This is a genomic window from Providencia sp. PROV033, assembly GCF_028484855.1.
GTDB classification, from domain to species: Bacteria; Pseudomonadota; Gammaproteobacteria; order Enterobacterales; family Enterobacteriaceae; genus Providencia; species Providencia alcalifaciens.
Genome location: NZ_JAMPSW010000024.1, coordinates 1 through 17,275 on the forward strand (window position 1 = coordinate 1; position 17,275 = coordinate 17,275).

At 40.3% G+C, this 17,275-nt stretch carries 16 protein-coding genes and 2 pseudogenes; 10 read left to right on the forward strand and 8 right to left on the reverse strand.

Annotation, left to right across the window (positions count from 1 at the left end):
- Together PSF16_RS06240 and PSF16_RS06245 are read left to right on the forward strand one after the other, a co-directional pair.
- A pseudogene (locus PSF16_RS06240) lies at window positions 1–880 on the forward strand (ATP-binding cassette domain-containing protein); the annotation flags it as partial.
- Window positions 796–1,986: an ATP-binding cassette domain-containing protein gene (locus tag PSF16_RS06245; RefSeq protein WP_272688975.1), complete on the forward strand. Its 1,191-nt coding sequence runs from the start codon at window positions 796–798 to the stop codon at window positions 1,984–1,986. The pseudogene PSF16_RS06240 and the gene PSF16_RS06245, both read left to right, overlap by 85 nt.
- Before the next feature lie 61 nt (window positions 1,987–2,047).
- Here the strand turns inward: PSF16_RS06245 and gntU are convergent, their stop codons facing one another.
- From gntU to gntR, 3 genes are all read right to left on the reverse strand, one after another.
- Window positions 2,048–3,406: a gluconate transporter gene (gene gntU, locus PSF16_RS06250; protein ID WP_006663367.1), complete on the reverse strand. Its 1,359-nt coding sequence runs from the start codon at window positions 3,404–3,406 to the stop codon at window positions 2,048–2,050.
- Window positions 3,403–3,945, reverse strand: coding sequence for a gluconokinase (gene gntK / locus PSF16_RS06255; protein WP_006658558.1), 543 nt, complete (start codon window positions 3,943–3,945; stop codon window positions 3,403–3,405). The genes gntU and gntK overlap by 4 nt, the downstream gene beginning before the upstream one ends.
- A gap of 214 nt (window positions 3,946–4,159) precedes the next feature.
- On the reverse strand, window positions 4,160–5,155 hold the full coding sequence (gntR, locus tag PSF16_RS06260; RefSeq protein WP_181480532.1) for a gluconate operon transcriptional repressor GntR: 996 nt from the start codon (window positions 5,153–5,155) through the stop codon (window positions 4,160–4,162).
- 193 nt (window positions 5,156–5,348) lie between these two features.
- Here gntR and PSF16_RS06265 point away from each other — a divergent pair, with 193 nt between their 5' ends.
- From PSF16_RS06265 to PSF16_RS06300, 8 genes and pseudogenes are all read left to right on the forward strand, one after another.
- The gene (locus PSF16_RS06265; RefSeq protein WP_036959862.1) at window positions 5,349–6,380 is read left to right on the forward strand and encodes an ABC transporter substrate-binding protein; all 1,032 of its coding nucleotides are present in this window, start codon (window positions 5,349–5,351) and stop codon (window positions 6,378–6,380) included.
- Complete coding sequence (locus PSF16_RS06270; protein WP_006663370.1) at window positions 6,377–7,381, forward strand: FecCD family ABC transporter permease; 1,005 nt, start codon at window positions 6,377–6,379, stop codon at window positions 7,379–7,381. Before PSF16_RS06265 ends, PSF16_RS06270 begins: the two co-directional genes overlap by 4 nt.
- The gene (locus PSF16_RS06275; protein WP_006658562.1) at window positions 7,378–8,145 is read left to right on the forward strand and encodes an ABC transporter ATP-binding protein; all 768 of its coding nucleotides are present in this window, start codon (window positions 7,378–7,380) and stop codon (window positions 8,143–8,145) included. Before PSF16_RS06270 ends, PSF16_RS06275 begins: the two co-directional genes overlap by 4 nt.
- Window positions 8,146–8,156: 11 nt before the next feature.
- Window positions 8,157–8,975, forward strand: coding sequence for a class I SAM-dependent methyltransferase (locus PSF16_RS06280; RefSeq protein ID WP_036968451.1), 819 nt, complete (start codon window positions 8,157–8,159; stop codon window positions 8,973–8,975).
- Entirely contained in the window at window positions 8,972–9,817 is an 846-nt protein-coding gene (modD, locus tag PSF16_RS06285) for a ModD protein (protein ID WP_272688976.1), read from the forward strand. The genes PSF16_RS06280 and modD overlap by 4 nt, the downstream gene beginning before the upstream one ends.
- Window positions 9,818–9,955: 138 nt before the next feature.
- Window positions 9,956–11,992: pseudogene (locus tag PSF16_RS06290) on the forward strand (TonB-dependent receptor plug domain-containing protein).
- 454 nt (window positions 11,993–12,446) lie between these two features.
- Entirely contained in the window at window positions 12,447–13,406 is a 960-nt protein-coding gene (locus PSF16_RS06295) for a winged helix-turn-helix domain-containing protein (RefSeq protein WP_272688977.1), read from the forward strand.
- Window positions 13,407–13,883 (forward strand): FidL-like protein, encoded by a 477-nt coding sequence (locus PSF16_RS06300; protein WP_006663376.1) that lies wholly within the window; start codon window positions 13,407–13,409, stop codon window positions 13,881–13,883. It abuts the gene before it with no gap.
- A 164-nt stretch (window positions 13,884–14,047) separates the two neighbouring features.
- On the opposite strand, the gene PSF16_RS06305 is transcribed toward PSF16_RS06300, so the two are convergent.
- From PSF16_RS06305 to PSF16_RS06325, 5 genes are all read right to left on the reverse strand, one after another.
- Entirely contained in the window at window positions 14,048–14,902 is an 855-nt protein-coding gene (locus tag PSF16_RS06305) for an MrpH family fimbial adhesin (protein WP_006663377.1), read from the reverse strand.
- Window positions 14,903–14,967: 65 nt separating this feature from the next.
- The gene (locus PSF16_RS06310; protein ID WP_006658570.1) at window positions 14,968–15,519 is read right to left on the reverse strand and encodes a fimbrial protein; all 552 of its coding nucleotides are present in this window, start codon (window positions 15,517–15,519) and stop codon (window positions 14,968–14,970) included.
- Window positions 15,519–16,013 carry a fimbrial protein gene (locus tag PSF16_RS06315; protein ID WP_006658571.1) on the reverse strand — a complete coding sequence of 165 codons (495 nt, stop codon included), beginning with the start codon at window positions 16,011–16,013 and terminating at the stop codon, window positions 15,519–15,521. Before PSF16_RS06315 ends, PSF16_RS06310 begins: the two co-directional genes overlap by 1 nt.
- An 11-nt stretch (window positions 16,014–16,024) precedes the next feature.
- Complete coding sequence (locus tag PSF16_RS06320) at window positions 16,025–16,516, reverse strand: fimbrial protein (RefSeq protein ID WP_006658572.1); 492 nt, start codon at window positions 16,514–16,516, stop codon at window positions 16,025–16,027.
- 11 nt (window positions 16,517–16,527) lie between these two features.
- Window positions 16,528–17,265: a fimbria/pilus periplasmic chaperone gene (locus PSF16_RS06325; RefSeq protein WP_006663378.1), complete on the reverse strand. Its 738-nt coding sequence runs from the start codon at window positions 17,263–17,265 to the stop codon at window positions 16,528–16,530.
- Window positions 17,266–17,275: the final 10 nt, after the last annotated feature.

Below are 17,275 nucleotides of genomic sequence, written 5' to 3' on the forward strand. Positions count from 1 at the left end.
GAATATCATTTTTATATACTTCAATGAACTTGGAGAAAAAATAAATTTAAAAAACAAACCTTATGAGCAATCCAATATTCTAAAGAATATTAACAACTTTATTGATAATGATTTTTTTACTTATCAGTATTCATCCATTATTTACTCAAAAAATGAAAATTTACCTCAGCTTTTCATCATGGAGCTAAAAGATAGCGAGTACATTCTCATTAAGAATCAGGTTGGAATACTCTCTAACCTAACCAACAATGTCATTGTCACGAAAGAATTACTTGAAAGTAAAAACTTATTTTTCTTTCGCGGTATACCAAAAGATTTAGCTGAAGATTCAATGTTTAACTCATTAGTTAAGCTCACACCAAAATCTGCCCTATTTTCTTTGCCTTTAATTTTATTCGCTTTACTACTCCCTTTATATTCAAACTTATTTAATTCTCGATTAGTTTATAGCGAATCCATTAGCTCATTATTATATATTAGCTTTATTTTTGTTTTTATTATTGGAATTGAGTTTTTCATTAAACATTTCATTCATGAACAAAATCTCCAAGAAATAAAAATTAATATTGGTATTTTCAACCGCTATTTTCTGGATTTGCTGCAGCGTTCTAATTGCAAAAGTGCTTCAATTAAAGTCAGAACAGCGGAATCTTCTATTCTACAAGTCTGGGAGCTTAAGCCACAAATTATCTATGATATTGGATTAACGATTTTATTTTCATTATGCATTATCAGTATGCTGGGTTTTTATTCTATTTTGTTATTTTTTATTATGCTGCCCTTGCGTTTATCTGTGTGCAGGTTCGCTTCCGCTCTTATCAAAACATGTTGCGAACCAATAGCATTAACTATGAAAAATCAGCTCTGTACTACTCATTAGAGCAAAAAAAGCAGGAGCTTCGCTTCCTTGATGAAAATAATTTTCATCAATATGTCGATACCAAGAACCATGAAGATGAGAACGTTAAATTAAAATTAAATGATGCGAATCATCATTGGGCAGAGATCATCAGAACCAATTCATTTCTGTCTATGATGGTCATGTATATCACTTGCTACCTAGCCGTAGGAAATGGAATGCTCAGCTTGGCGTCCATTATCGCCGTTTTAATTATCAATGGACGACTTTCAGCAGCCATCACAGGCGCAATTAACCGCAGTTTTGTTGTTAAAACACATTTATTTCACATCAGATCCAGTATTAATCAACTCATCAATAACCTAACACCTAGGTTTAAAGAAAATGGTTTGAAAATCAGTAAGTCACATATTTTTCAAACAACAAATTTAACACTCAATATTGATGAAAAAAAACGAGTTGATAATCTCAACATGACAGTTAAAGCAGGGGAGTTTATTGGTATTACTGGTATATCGGGGTCCGGGAAAACATCTCTGATAAACGTGCTTTGTGGTATTTCTCAAAATTACTCTGGCGATATCTCGATTAACAATATTAAATTGAATGAAATTTCCAGCCCCTATTTTCAGCAAAAAATCGCATACTACTCGGGTGTTGCTGCCTATTTTAATGGTTCCTTGAGAGATAATTTTAATCTTAATGGAATTTTCGATGATGCAACTATGGCTCGCCTCATTATGCTTTGCTGCCCCCAATTAAAAATCAGCCAAGAAACCCTAGAAGATATACTTATCGCAGATCTTCCTATTTCTACAGGGGAAAAACAGAAACTCATGTTAGTGAGTTCCTTATTCAAGCAACCAGAGATCATATTTTTAGATGAAGCTACGGCTTTTATGGCATCAAAAGATGCACTCAACTTTATGCATCTCATTAGAAAAGAACTGAAGTTAGAAGACTCAATTGTTTTCTGTGCAACCCATGATTTAGGTCTCTCTTCGCTGTTTACTCAGCATATTTCCTTAACGACTCAAGCCTCTCAGGCTCATAGAATATCGGTACCCTCAAGTAAAATGAACGACGTCATTTTGCCTAAAATATCATTAAATAAAACAGTGCTATAACGTAAAAAAGCCCACTTCAGAATCTGAAGTGGGCTTTCCATCTTGTCTCCCCAAAAGAGTCTTACAAGAACGTGAAGAAAATCATTCCAACAACGGCCCCTGTGGTACCCAGAATAGTTTCCATCAGAGTCCACGTTTTCAAGGTTTGTGCTTCAGTCGCCCCCGTAAATTTACCGAATAACCAGAAACCAGAGTCGTTCACATGGCTCAGGATTAATGAACCACCTGAGATACAAATTGCTAGTGCAGCAAGTTGAGCACCGGAATAACCTAACTCACCGATAACCGGTAATACCAAACCTACGGTCGTTAAACACGCGACTGTCGCAGAACCTTGGATAACACGCACGGCACCCGCTAACACGAAACACGCAACAGCAATAGGTAAGCCTGCACCAATCAGTGAATCACCGAGAGCTGGACCCACACCAGAATCCACCAGCACTTGTTTAAATACGCCACCAGCACCTGTGACTAACAGAATGATACCTGCAGGTTGAATTGCCGCAGAACACACTGCCATCACACGCTCTTTGTCCATACCGTAACGGAAACCCAGACCATAGATTGCCAATAAGCACGCCAGTAATAAGGCAGTAAATGGGTGACCAATAAACTCTAACCAGTTTTCTAAGTTAGATCCTTTTTCAACAAAGTGCGTACCAATCGTTTTTAATCCAACCAGTAACAGTGGGAACAACACGAGGCTTAAGCTGAATCCAAAGCTTGGCATTTTACCGTCAACTGCTTTTGGTGCTTGGTAATCAGCAGGAATATCAATGTGAACAAACTTGCTAATAAAACTTCCGAACAGTGGACCGGCTAAAATCATGCTAGGGATAGCAGCACATAAACCGATTAAGATCATCCAACCGTAATCCGCTCCCATTTGCGAAGCCACCAGCATAGGAGTAGGTCCCGGTAACAAGAAGGCGGCCGCAGCGGCAACCCCTGCAAACAGAGGAATGGCTAAGCGCACAACGTTATGGCCTGTGCGGTTTGCGACGGCAAATACCACACCGATTAATAACACGATCGCAACATCAAAAAATAGCGGTAATGCACAAATTAATCCGGCAATCCCAACAGCATAGTGCGCGCGTTTTTCACCGAATAAATCCAGCAGCTTATGAGCAACTTGGTCTAATGCCCCAGTTTCATGCAGAATTTTTCCGAACATAGCGCCCAGAGCAACCACTATTGCGAGAAATCCAAGCGTTCCTGCCATTCCTTTTTGCATGGTTGCGGTAATATCTTGAACTGGCATTCCAGAGAATAACCCTGCGCCAATCGAGACAATCATCAAAGCAACAAATGCATGTAAACGCGCGTACATGACTAAAAATAGCAATAACACCACCGAGCCAACGGCAGTCAGTACCAATGTTAAGGTACTTAATGTTTCTACAGGTGCGTTCATGCTTTATCTCCCGTCATAATTTGACGAATAGTGGCACAGGTATTATCGATAACCACATCGAGGGCAGGACGAATATCGACAGCATAAGCATCAGTTTCTTGCGCGTCAGGTTCTTGTAACGTTTCAAATTGTGATTTCAACATTTCAGGTTTAAAGAAATGACCACGACGTGCTTTTAAACGTTCTTCAATAACGACTGCATCTCCTTTTAGATAAATAAAATATAGATTTTTATTATCTTGGCGCAGAATATCGCGATAACTTTTTTTCAATGCTGAGCAAACAACTAACGAGACTTGATTCGTTCTTTGCATTGCAAAAATAGCACTGTTAAGAGCTTCTAACCAAGGACGACGGTCATCATCATTCAAAGCCTGTCCTGATGCCATTTTCATGATATTGGATTTCGGGTGCAAAAAGTCCCCGTCTAAAAAAGCCGCGTTTAACTGCTGAGCAACGCCACTCGCTACTGCTGATTTGCCGCTACCCGATACCCCCATTAAGACAAATGAGTAGTTTTGATTCTGGGTATCACTCATAGGAAACTCCTCGGGTGTTGAAAAAAGGTGACTTAATTCTAGATTTTAAATTTGATTTAGGCTCTTAGCCTTGAGCTACCAAAGATGTTACCGGTAACAGGTTACGGGTAACATTATTGCCAGTGGATATTTATTTAGCAATTAGATAGGCGAAGAAAACGACGGAACTGTGATGATAATCGCAATAATATTTTGCTGACTCGATGCAACCTTACTAGATACTTTCACCAGTTAGTAACTTAAAACCAACATCGAATTTTTTCTGCGGTAATTTCTCTCCACGCATTCTGGATAACAACACTTCCGCAGCCTTGCGCCCCATCAGCTCTCGGGGTGTTAAAATACTCGCCAGTTTAGGGGTCATCACCTGCCCCACATCATGTCCGTGGAAACCCGATATTGCTAAATCGGTAGGCACGTTGATCCCTAAACGCTGGCATTCAAAAATGGCACCGATCGCTAAGTCATCATTGGTACAGAATAAGCCATCCGCATCAGGATATTTCACGCGGCACTCTTGAAGCAATTGTGCACCAAGGGAATATGAGGAGCTTTCTTGGGTCATCAAATTACGCGGGGTAAGCTTGGCATCAAGCATCGCTTTTTCATAGCCTTGCAAACGGATAATTGTTCGCTCATCCTGCCGAGCGCCTAAATAAACGACTTTACGGCAACCGCGTGCAATCATTGCTTCGGTCATTTGACGAGAAGCTTCAAAGTTGTCGATTCCCACCGCAATATCAAAACAAGGCGAAATACTGTCCATGATTTCAACAACGGGGATACCTGCTGTTTTTAGCATGCGTTGAGTACGGGCAGTATGAGTACGTTCGGCAAGAATAACGCCGTCAATATTATAAGAAAGTAGAGATGTTAAACGCTCTTCCTCTTTTTCCGCCCGATAGCCATAGTGCGCCAACATGGTTTGATAACCATAGCGATCCGTCACAGTTTCAATACCGCGAATCACTTCAGCAAAAACTTGGTTAGTTAAAGATGGAAGTAGGACACCAATGGCATGGCTTGTGGCGTTCGATAAAATGTCTGGTGCTTTATTTGGAATATAGCCTAACTCCTCAACTGCATTCGCAATTTTCCCACGCAACGACTCTGAAACTTGCTCAGGATTACGTAGAAAGCGACTCACCGTCATTTTCGTGATACCGACGCGGTCGGCTACATCTTGCAAAGAGGGTCTTTTATTCTTCATATATCCCATATATCTATAATACGCCTTTATATTTCATTATGTTCTGCGATCTGCCTATGGATAGCAATCCTTGTTATTGCTTTAAATCACAGAAACGTCGACTTTTCAGCCGTATCGCATTTTTACTGTTGACTCTCTTGCCTGACTTCGCTAATTTTCGCGCTATATAAATATAAGTATAACGATACTAATTATGGCAATGAATAGACGACATTTTCTCCAATCCTGCGCGGTCCTCACGGCATTCTATAGTTTACCTGCATTTAGCCGTAGCCCTGTCGCAGAGGCATTATTTGGTCATTTACCTTCCCATGAAAATATTCAAAAAGTGATCACGGCGGGACCGCCCGCAGATTTACTGATGTTTGCCCTTGCCCCTGAAAAAATGGTGGGTTTCGCCTCGATTTCGCTAAAAAAAGGCAATAGCGATTTGTTTGCGCCCCAATGGATGAACTTACCCGTTTATGGACGCCTTGCTGGGCGGGGTAGCACATTGTCCCTTGAGCAGTTATTGGCTTTTCATCCTGATTTGATCCTCGATACAGGCAATCTGGATGATACTTACCGTTCTCAAGCAGAAAAAGTCGCCAAACAAACGGGGATCCCTTATCTACTGATGGATGGCAAGCTTCTTGATGCGCCACAACAACTGCGCCAACTCGGTCGCCTATTGAATGTAAATCAACAGGCTGAAAAACTGAGTATGATCGCAGAACGCTATCTTAGCAATGCGCAACAATTTGCACTGACCCAACAACAAAACCCCCGCAGTTTTTACCTCGCAAGAGGTGCGAAAGGATTACAAACAGGTACAAAGGGCTCGATTCATACCGAAGCGATTGAAATGTTGGGTTTTCGTAATGTCGTGGATATTGAAGGATTCTACGGTTTAACCGATGTTTCCATGGAACAACTGTACCAATGGGAGCCTGACATTATCATTACCCAATATGATGAAGCCGTTGAACTCCTTACTCATTCCCCTCTGTGGGCAGGGCTCAGTGCCATAAAATCAAACAACCTATTGGTATTCACTGGCATGCCATTTGGTTGGTTAGACGGACCACCGGGCATCAATCGTTTACTGGGTATGAGACGCTTACAGAGCCACTTCGACAATGCCGTTGAAGAAACCATGACTCACGACCTCAGGCAATTTTTTGAGCTGTTTTATCATTCATCATTAACCTCACCACAGGTTGATTTGCTGATGGAAATGTCATGACTACAGGCTGGCTGAACACGAAAACTAAGCCTTTGCTGCTGCTGGTCATTTTACTGCTCTGTGCGTTGATAGCATTAACCAATGGTAAATACTCACTAACCTTGGAAGAACTGTATCGCCTATTCATTCAATCACCGGTGGATAACCCACGCAGTAGCACTGTATTTTGGCAAATTCGATTTCCTCGTGTCTTCGCAGCAATCATTATTGGTGGAGGACTTGCGATTGCAGGCGCGGCATATCAAGGCATGTTTCGTAACCCACTCGTGTCTCCTGATATTCTAGGGGTCTCAGCGGGTGCCGGTGTTGGCGCGGTTTTGGGAATTTTTTTAGGGCAATCCCTCGTTTCTATTCAGCTGTTCGCTTTCATAGGTGGGCTCATCACGGTAGCCGTGGTGTATCTGATTGCCCGTCTAGCGCGCCAGCATGACCCTATCTTGTCTCTGGTATTGGTTGGCGTCGCGATCAGCGCTATGTGTGGCTCAGCGATTTCATTAATGAAAATTTTAGCTGATCCCTACACTCAACTCCCGTCTATTACATTCTGGTTATTAGGTGGGTTATCCTCCATTACTCAACAAGATTTATGGTCCGTGCTTCCTGTCATGATGGTGGGTTTTATTCCCTTATTGATGCTGCGCTGGCGTATGAATTTGCTCAGTTTGTCCGACGAAGAAGCCAAAAGTTTAGGGGTCAACGTCACCTTAAATCGAACCATTTTAATTATCAGCGCAACACTGATCACGGCCAGTACCGTGTCAATTGCAGGGATTATTGGATGGGTAGGACTAATAGTGCCTCATATTACTCGAATGATAGTGGGTGCTAACTTTCGCTATCAACTTCCTGCAGCAATGGCGATCGGGGCGATATTACTCCTCATCACCGATACCCTCGCACGAACGATAGCAGCCATTGAGCTACCTTTGGGTATTTTAACCTCGGCAGTAGGCGCGCCATTTTTCTTAGCCATTTTGCTGCAAACAAGGCGAGTAAAATGAGTATGTTAACCCTAAATAATGTCGCGATTGGTTATCATCGCCAAGCCATCATCGAAGGTATCAATCTGCATTTACCTGAAGGGGAAATGACCTGCCTGCTTGGGGCGAATGGTTGTGGTAAAACCACCCTAATAAAAACATTATTAGGGCTGCTTCCTGCGATTCATGGAGATGTTCACTTACAAGGCAAATCTATCAGCCTGTTAAAACCACGGGATATAGCGAAAGTGATTGCTTACGTACCACAAGCACACGATACGCCATTTACATTTTCTGTTGTCGATATGGTCATGATGGGGCTTACACCGCATTTGTCCTTATTCTCAGTCCCGAGCGAGAAAGAGCAAACCGATGCTCTCGAGCAATTACAAAAATTGGGTATCGCCCACCTTGCCACTCGCTTGTACAGCACGCTCAGTGGCGGAGAAAAACAGCTCGTGCTCATTGCCAGAGCCTTAATCCAAAAACCGCAGTTATTGATTATGGATGAACCCGCCGCTAGTCTCGATTTTGGTAACCAAATCCGCTTGTTACAGCATGTCCAAGGGTTGAAGCAGCATGGCATCACCGTATTGATGTCCACCCACCATCCCCAGCATGCGGCTGCCATTGCCGACCATGTCATTTTGTTAGATAAGCACCATCAAGCGCGGCAAGGCTCTACTCAAAGTATGTTAACGCTCACTAACTTGGCAGAACTCTATAATATTGATGCGCCGAGCATTACGGCTCATTTTCAGCTTCCACTCAATTTTACTTGTTAAGGTCAGGGATTATGCTTATTCACCAACTCGATTTTGCACAGATGTACCAGCAGCACATGCAACAGGCTCAACGTTCACGTAAAGAACCTGAACATTGGGATAAAAAAGCCCAACAAATGGCACAAAACTGTGCCAACCCGAATGATCCATACTTAATTCGCTTTCGCCAATTAATGGATTTTACGGGCGCCAATACATTGCTGGATGTCGGGTGTGGACCGGGTTCCATTAGCCTATATCTCGCAAACCAATTTCAATCCGTTACAGGTATCGATTACAGTTCCGGCATGCTAGAGATGGCGAATATCCGAGCCAAAGAAATGAACATCACCAATGCCCAATTTAAACCACTAGCATGGGAGGATAGCTGGGACGAATTACCAAAAGCCGATATCTCCGTCGCATCCCGTTCTACCCTTGTAGATGATTTAAAAGCGGCGCTCTTAAAGCTGAATCGCCAGACTAACTTACGCGTCTATACCACTCATACCGTAAACCCAACCTTTATAGATGAAAAAATTATCCGTGAAATTGGGCGTGAGGTTGTTAGCCTGCCAACGTATATCTATGCGGTCAATATCCTTCATCAAATGGGAATTCATGCTCGTGTCGACTTTATTAACAGTCATAATGCTGGCGGATTTGACAGCGCAGAAGCATTCATTGATAGCATAAACTGGTCACTCAAAGATCTCACTGCCGAAGAAAAAGAAAAACTGCACGCCTATTACAATAAACAAACCGCAGAGGGCAAAACACTGCCATTCCCATCCCGAAGCTGGGCAATGGTGTCATGGGATGTCGTGGATGAAGCGGACCTCACATTATGATCTATATACCTGATGCCCTTATTGACCAGCTGCTCCTCGATGATATTCAGTACGGGGATTTAACTAGCCGTGCTCTCGGACTTGATCATCAGCAAGGTTCCATGACATTCACCTCCAAATTAGGAGGCTGTATCAGTGGATTGGCTATCGCTCAACGCATGCTAAGTAAATTAGGCATTACCAGCGAATGTCACTGTCGTGATGGAGATATCGTGGAGCCACAAAGCTGCGTAATCAGCGCCTCAGGCTCAGTAGAGGCATTGCATCAAGGCTGGAAAGCTGTACAGAATGTGTTGGAATGGTGTGGCGGTGTCAGTCACTACACCTACCAGATGGTTACCCTATTAAAAAAATATCAGCCCAATGGGCAACTGGCTTGCACGCGGAAAACTATTCCCAATACGAAGCCACTCGCTCTGACGGCCATTCTTGCTGGTGGCGGGATCATCCATCGTGCAGGAAGCGCTGAAACTGTTTTACTGTTCACCAACCATCGCAATTGCTTAGCTGATCCTCATGATTGGCAAGCTCATATTCATACACTGCGAACCGCTGCACCTGAAAAACAGATTATCGTCGAAGCCGATGACTATGACCAAGCCTTACTCGCCATTGATGCCAAAGCCGATATTGTGCAGCTTGATAAGCTACCGGCAGAACAGATACAGCAATTACAGCGCAAAGTGGTTGATACCCAATCCCATAGCCGCTTATCCATTGCCGGAGGCGTTAACCTACAAACTATCGAGCGTTTTGCCCAAACAGGTGTCCCTTTATTAGTCACCTCAGCGCCCTACTACGCAAACCCGAGAGATATCAAAGTACAGATATTTAAATCTTAAACGTACTGAATAACAGATTTAAAACCTTGTCCTGCGGTTAGCCGCGGGATGCTGTTTTATGGCAAATGCGACGCCTATCGCTATATATTTATATATATATCGAAATTCATCGCAATAAAAACTAACTGGAAATCAATAATGAAAATAAAAAAAATTACCTATTTAATAGGAATGGCATTATTCGCAGCACACGGGCAAGCAGCAGTAAACAACACCGAAAGTGCACCTAAAAAATCGCAAACTGAAACCAGCCATGACGTTATGTCAGTGTGGAGTACCCCACTTGCCGCAGATGCTAATGTGATCACTGAATCACAAATGAAGCAGCTTAATAAAACTAACGTCGCACAAGCACTCAGTACGCTCCCTGGTGTAGCCATTCAAAAATCCGGTAACCGTAATGAAACCCAAGTGAATGTACGCGGTTTTGACAGCCGCCAAGTCCCCGTTTTCTTCGATGGTATTCCAACCTATGTGCCTTATGATGGTACGCTCGATCTTGGGCGCTTTATGACCAGCGAACTCGCCAGTGTAGAACTCTCTACTGGCTATACATCCCTACTGCAAGGTCCTAACTTAATGGGCGGCGCAATCAACTTAACGACCGCAACTCCGAAAAAGCCGTTTGAAGCTAACTTAAGCGTTAATCAAGGTTTTGCTCGAGGTGCGGACAATGCTCATAACGTCAGTGCTCGTCTTGGTGCTCGTAATGACTTAGGCTTTATTCAAGTTAGTGGTAGTCAATATAAGCAACGCTTTATGGGGTTACCAAGTTCTGATGATAATAACCCTTATGCCGGTACTCATGGGCGCCGTACTAACTCGGCTACTGATGATAAGCGTTTAATGCTGAAAATGGGTTGGACACCACGCGAAGCCGATGAGTATGTCGTCACTTACATTAAACAAGATGGCGACAAAAATAGCGCGCCAAATGCCAACTCAGATAAACAACAAATCTGGCAATGGCCAGCCTATGATAAAGAGAGCATCTACTTTAATGGCACCACACAGGTCACCGATAATATTGCACTACAAAGCCGTATTTACCACGACTCATTCAAAAATACACTGCACCAATATAAATCCGTAAAAGATTATCAAAAAGGCAATTACAACTATAGCCGCTATGATGACTACAGCAATGGTGCCGATTTACGCGCTGACTTTACTGTACGCGAATTAGATATGCTGTCATTTGCCGCTCACTGGAAAGAAGATGTTCACCGCTCTCGTAGCAATAAAACCAATCCTTTTGACCGTTATAAAGACCAAACTTGGTCAGTTTCTACCGAATATCAATGAGTTGCTACGGATAAGCTCGATATTATCGGTGGTATTGGTTATGACTGGCGTGATAGTGATGATGGTAAGCGCTACATCTACAACAAAAAAACAGGGGCAATGGAAGGTGTTCAGCACTATGACAATAATAACCAGCATGCCTTTAATTGGGAAATGATGGCGCGTTACCATCTCGAAAATGAAGATACCGTTCAGTTCTCCGTATCAGAACGAAGTCGTTTCCCGACACAAAAAGAACGCTACACCGAAAACAAAATGAAGAATGACGATTCATTCCTCATTAACCCACATTTGGATGCAGAGCGCGCACTCACCTTTGATTTAACCTATAAAGGGCATTTCACTCCTGTGTGGAGCTACACGGCGAGTACCTACTATAACCACGTTTCGGATGCCATTATGGCGCACCATGTGGGCGAGAATAAAAAAGGCGGCACACTGCTGCAAAACCGTAACAGCGGTAAAGTGAATTATGTCGGCGCAGATATAGGCACTACTGGGCAAATTACGGATTGGATGGAGGCGGGCATAAACTACAGTTACATCCATGCTGATCCTCAGCATTACAGCGTCCGCCATGTGGCTGAATTGCCAACCCATAAAGCCTTTGCATGGGTAAAATTTACACCTTATCAACCAATGAGCATCACCATTACAGAAGAAGCTAGAAGCTGGGCATTCAACTATGTAGATAGTGAAGACAAAGTGCGCGGGTTTGCCAAAACAGATCTGCGCGTAGACTATGACTTAGGGCATGGGCTCTCAGTGAATAGCTCAATCAACAATCTGTTCGACAAATCCTATGAATATACCGATGGCTATATAGAGGAAGGTCGTAACTATTGGTTAGGAATTGAATACAAATACTAGTACTTAATTATATAAGGCAAGAATTTACTTTCTTGCCTTATAATCAAAAAAAATAAATTGTTTTATTCATTAAACTAATTTATAAATAAAATTAAGCGAAATCACTTAGGATTATTCTTATAAATAACCCTGCCTAACTTTCTAAAAAATTTAGTTTTATCTGTCGATGTAACACAAAAAATGAATTTATTTATAACAATAATCTAAAATTATTGTTTAATTTAGTTAATAGCTCCATCTTCATATTCAAATCAATATTTTTGCTAATTTATTGCAAAAAAGCTCATCACCGAATACTTGAAGTTATTCAAATCCCTATTTAGACTATACTCATAATTAAATTAATAAAATCTATAAATCCCCAATATAAATTTCACTTAAGTTACATTAAGCTAATAATTAATGAGTGGCTTAGCTATTGAATTATTTGAATTTCAGAGAGCTGATGGTAACTATGATTGAAAAACATGATTATACAATCGATAACAAATTTATTTTTGAGCAAAGAACAAGCCGTATTTTTCTAAAAGATGATCCAGATCAACATATTGAATTATCTAAACCCGCCGCTCGTTTATTTGGTGAAATCCTTTTATTAAATCTAAAAAAAGGAATTGCAACTCGTGATGAACTTCTTACAAATGTTTGGGAAGAATATGGCCTTGTTGGCTCTAATAATAATTTAAATACTTATATCAGTGAAATCAGAAAAAAGCTTGAGCTGGTTGGTATTGATCCAAAAACAATTGTAACAGTTCCCAAAAAAGGATTTAGAATTGATAGCCACCTTTCCAGTATTGCAATGGATAATGACAATAAGCTAATTGTATCTAATGAAATTATCACCTCTGATAATTATCAGATTACAGAAATGCTCACTACACCATCTAAGAAATTATTAGCCCATCAACCCGATGAAGCTATAGATATTCCTATTTCTGATAATATTCATGGAACAATGTCATTTCAAACTCCATTCAGTAATATTACTAATGATTTAAATATAAAACCTATTGATTCTTTAGAAGAGAATACTGTAAAAAACAGTCATAAAAAGAAAAAAATATTATTTTTTATGATATTACCACTAGTGGCGATATCATTATTTTATTTATTTATCAATAAGTTAACCAACCAAGGAGCAGTTAAAAATAGTTATACAACTTTCGGAGTTCGAGATAGCTGTGTATTTCAATCACCTATAAACCTGAATGAACAAGCTATTAAAACTAATCTAGAGTTTATTAATAAAAAGCTAGATAAATATAATATCTCTTGTGATGAGCCCAAAAGAATTATTTTTCTATCTGACGTAAATGCATCTTATTCATTTGATAAGAATGCAGCAATAAGTATCTGCAAAGAAAAAAATAATCATTTTGACTGTGTTTCTATTAACGATCAGAGAATTTAAATGAAAAAGTATCTTATTACTGCGGCTTTAGCTGCAGTTATTGCCCCTATCTCATATTTAACATTCGAAAAAGAGAAAGAAGATATAAAACTTTGCCATTCTGAAATAGTATGGATAAAAGAAAATAGTACTCCTGAAGGTATTATTCTCAAATCTAAAATGTCTCTACAGATTTCAGACAATCATAATGGGAGAATGAATTTTTATGGTTATATAAAAAATCAAGAAACTATTTATCGACTAGATCGTGCTGTTTATTTCTCTTATACCCCTGTAGATAAAAAGGGTAATTATGCAGTGATAATGAATTCCTCATCTGTTACAAATTCTGATAACACCCCTAATGACGTATTTTCTAATTTTATACAATTAGAAAAAGATAAAATAAAATATTATGTAAATGTTAATAAAATGGAAGATAATATTTATATTTTAAAAGATGAAGCTTATTCCGCTTTTACTTGCTCTGCAGAGTAAGAATAGAATTAGACAATCAAAATACCTAATAAGTATTATATTGAATAACTACTATTTCTAATAAATAAAAAATAGAATAAAAAAAGCCTACCAACAATTACGTTTAAGTAGGCAAAACCGTCAACATGGGAAAATGACGAATACAAAATTCTTGTTTCTTTACATCATGGAATAGTCATAACCAGAGTCAACACACCACTAAAATTCCCTGGTGCAACCGTACCATTTGTTTTCAACACGGATTCCACAGTTACAAGTTCATTCGTGTTTGCTCTTGCATTGATAATAGTACCAAACCATGCAGGCTGATCGTTCAATGTCACTCGCGACATTAATTCGCCATTCGAACGTAAAGGCACATATTCCTGCAACATATTTGAAGACACTTTTACTCGCATGTTTTGGTTGCAAACAATAGAGAAGAACCCGCGTTGAGTATTCCCATTCAGATCACCTGCATTTAACGATCCATGGTCTAATTCGAGCCGGTTATTGGCAACATAGTTGAAATAACATTTACCTGCTGGTGGCGGTGCAATGCCACAAATTCCACCGGGTAACATTTTTGCTGAGCTACTGGTGCGGTTTGTGTCTAAAAAGATCCCAACACACTCATCTGCGGTAATAGAACCTGAGTGACGGGTTTCTCCTTTTTTAGGAAAACTCAGACCACATTGGTTTTGCGCAGCATCGATAATCGATGCCATCGTCGGGTAAGTCGCAAAATTTATAGCGCATTCCCAGTCCTTACGAGACCCAGCCCCCCCAATATTCGGTGCTTTATGTAGATGGTTAATCGTAAAATAACAATTTCGAGAACCTGCGGAGCCTAAAACAGCAACACACGGATTTGGTTCCGTAGGAGAATTCGCTTTCCAATAATCAAATTGGTAATAATAAGTGTGGCTACTACCTGAATTAACAATATCTTCAACATACGAAAAATAAGTCGATCCATAGCCAAGCGAACTTATAAAAAGCAACGGTATTAATAATAACCTTTGAATTCGTTTTCCCATTTCAGCTCTCTTTATATATTTAATAAAACCAAAATAAATCAAAGCAATACACTTTGATAATAAAATTATTCATATTCAAATATAAATGTTGCAGTGGCGGAGATTTTACCCACCTTCACTTGCTTATTATTCACAACATCAGATGTTGCTTTAATAAATGAATTAAACTGTAATTCATTTTTCCCCGCTTTACTGATTGGCATTAGCGATGAAAATTGGTTAATTTTCATCGGAGTGCCATCCGATAGCTCGATAAAAATCCCTAAGCCTGGATTTAAATCACTGCCTGTCAACGCGAGAGAACCGGGTAACTGTAAGTTTTCAGTTCCTGAAAATTTCACTTTCATTTTTTGTGCAATCGTCAGATCACAATCAGACAGTACTAACGTGAATTGCTCATTGGGAAATTGAAATCCAGGCTCGTAGATGTCCAAAAGTCGGATATCCCCATAGTCGACTTCAACCTTTGAATTTTCAGGTAAGACTACGCAAGGAGAATTCACTAACGTCCCTTTAATTTTCATATTATTCTGTGCAGCCTGCACAGGATACGTTCCCATCGCAACAAGGTTTCCCAGTAAGACAAATAAAATTCCAAAACGTATTTTTTTATTCATTATTGGTACTCCACAAGCAAGGTTCCGTTTGCAATAAAGTCACCTGTTTTGAGTTCCTTATTGCCATCTCGGACCAATACCGCCCAAAGTACACCAGGGTTACTTGGGTTGATTAAATATTTTTTACCTAAATCTAATGTTTGATCGCCCAGCTGAAACTTAACAGCAAGGTTAGGAATTCCTGCATTTAATCCATTGATATCAAATGTACTTTTGGCGCCATTCAACATTAAATACATGGCCCAGTTATTCTTATTTTCTTCACATTGAATTTGGTAATTTACTTGCCTTTTTTGAGCATTACCTTGAATAGACTTAATGGAGACGTTACCAAAATCCACTTCAATATCTTTGCCGTTATCAATATGGCACGGTGGAGGGGTAACTAAATTACCTTTAATCAGAATGTCTGTTTCATTGTCTTTCGCCACTGAAGAGAAAGGGAAGATGATAAACAGTAAAAACATCCCAATGAGCTTATAAATGTCCCGCATGTTTATCACCCTTATTGATATTCGACTTTGAGTGTTGCGTTGGCGGTAAAGGCTTTCGCTGGGAGATCTGCGCCACTTTTCTTCACTAACACCGCAAATAATTTAGTGGGTGATGCAAAGTTAACCGTGCGCTTACTTTTTAATGGGAAATCACTGGTATCCGCTTTAAAAAGTACGCCAAGATTATCAACACTCGTTTTAAGCGCCCGCTGGTCAAACACCGCAGGCACGCCGTCAATATACATATTCAATTTTGGCTGAACACCGTCTTTGCAAGTAATCGTGTAGTCCATTGGCTGCTTATACACTTCACCTTCAACACGCGTAGTCATGACATCGCCAAAATCGACTTCTATGGCTTGTCCATTATTAATCTGGCAGGGCTTGGATAAGACGACACCTTTAATTTCCACATACAGGTAACCTGAGAATCCAAAGGTACCTGACGTATAAAGAGTCGATGATATCAATAATACCTTGGCTAAATTTTTAATAGACATCATAGCGGCAGACCTTATTTTCTAGGTACGACAGAACACTCAACCGCGCTGCAGTTAAATTTCAAGTCAATCGTACCGCCAAAATCGTTGAGATAAACTAAGGTTGGTGATGCCCCGATATCTCCTGTGTTTTTGCCTAAACCAGCTTCACCACGCGGTGGAACCATAATTGGCTCAAAATTACTAACGTCCGTATTGCCTTTTTTCAATTGAGTTATGGATAAGAAATAAGGGCTTGGATTTTTAACGATATATCCACTACCCTGCTTGACCAGTTTGATATCATTTTCCTGAGGAATTGAATCCATTCTTTCTTTAGTTGCAATTGCAGCAGGACGATAGAACAATTTAATTTTTGTCTGTAATGCAATTTGTAATACGTTGGCTTTTTCGCTACGAGGTGGAATTTCTCTCACGTTCAGGTAATAAACACTTTCCTGATCTTTAGGTAATTTAGCGATAGCCGGAACCGATTGAATTTTGATTTGGCTTTTTGTATCCGCTTCAAGTCGCTGCACTGGCGGAGTCACAATAAACGGTGAATTGACTTTTTCATCTTTATCGTTTTCTATCCATGCTTGTGCCAAATATGGGCTGGTTTTATGTTCATTACTTAAACCTACGCTCACCGACTTATCGCCCTCGTTATAAATGACACGAGTTCTATCAATTGCAATTGCCGCATAGGCTGACTGAGCGAGTAATGAGGCACTTAACACTGCTACCGCATTACGTTTATTTAATAAATTCATATTTTCACCG

What these genes read in the sequence shown, in the direction of transcription:
- gntU (WP_006663367.1), bottom strand. Translation starts at nt 3,406, where the DNA reads ATGAACGCACCTGTAGAAACATTAAGTACCTTAACATTGGTACTGACT.
- gntK (WP_006658558.1), bottom strand. Translation starts at nt 3,945, where the DNA reads ATGAGTGATACCCAGAATCAAAACTACTCATTTGTCTTAATGGGGGTA.
- gntR (WP_181480532.1), bottom strand. Translation starts at nt 5,155, where the DNA reads ATGAAGAATAAAAGACCCTCTTTGCAAGATGTAGCCGACCGCGTCGGT.
- PSF16_RS06265 (WP_036959862.1), top strand. Translation starts at nt 5,349, where the DNA reads ATGGCAATGAATAGACGACATTTTCTCCAATCCTGCGCGGTCCTCACG.
- PSF16_RS06270 (WP_006663370.1), top strand. Translation starts at nt 6,377, where the DNA reads ATGACTACAGGCTGGCTGAACACGAAAACTAAGCCTTTGCTGCTGCTG.
- PSF16_RS06275 (WP_006658562.1), top strand. Translation starts at nt 7,378, where the DNA reads ATGAGTATGTTAACCCTAAATAATGTCGCGATTGGTTATCATCGCCAA.
- PSF16_RS06280 (WP_036968451.1), top strand. Translation starts at nt 8,157, where the DNA reads ATGCTTATTCACCAACTCGATTTTGCACAGATGTACCAGCAGCACATG.
- modD (WP_272688976.1), top strand. Translation starts at nt 8,972, where the DNA reads ATGATCTATATACCTGATGCCCTTATTGACCAGCTGCTCCTCGATGAT.
- PSF16_RS06295 (WP_272688977.1), top strand. Translation starts at nt 12,447, where the DNA reads ATGATTGAAAAACATGATTATACAATCGATAACAAATTTATTTTTGAG.
- PSF16_RS06300 (WP_006663376.1), top strand. Translation starts at nt 13,407, where the DNA reads ATGAAAAAGTATCTTATTACTGCGGCTTTAGCTGCAGTTATTGCCCCT.
- PSF16_RS06305 (WP_006663377.1), bottom strand. Translation starts at nt 14,902, where the DNA reads ATGGGAAAACGAATTCAAAGGTTATTATTAATACCGTTGCTTTTTATA.
- PSF16_RS06310 (WP_006658570.1), bottom strand. Translation starts at nt 15,519, where the DNA reads ATGAATAAAAAAATACGTTTTGGAATTTTATTTGTCTTACTGGGAAAC.
- PSF16_RS06315 (WP_006658571.1), bottom strand. Translation starts at nt 16,013, where the DNA reads ATGCGGGACATTTATAAGCTCATTGGGATGTTTTTACTGTTTATCATC.
- PSF16_RS06320 (WP_006658572.1), bottom strand. Translation starts at nt 16,516, where the DNA reads ATGATGTCTATTAAAAATTTAGCCAAGGTATTATTGATATCATCGACT.
- PSF16_RS06325 (WP_006663378.1), bottom strand. Translation starts at nt 17,265, where the DNA reads ATGAATTTATTAAATAAACGTAATGCGGTAGCAGTGTTAAGTGCCTCA.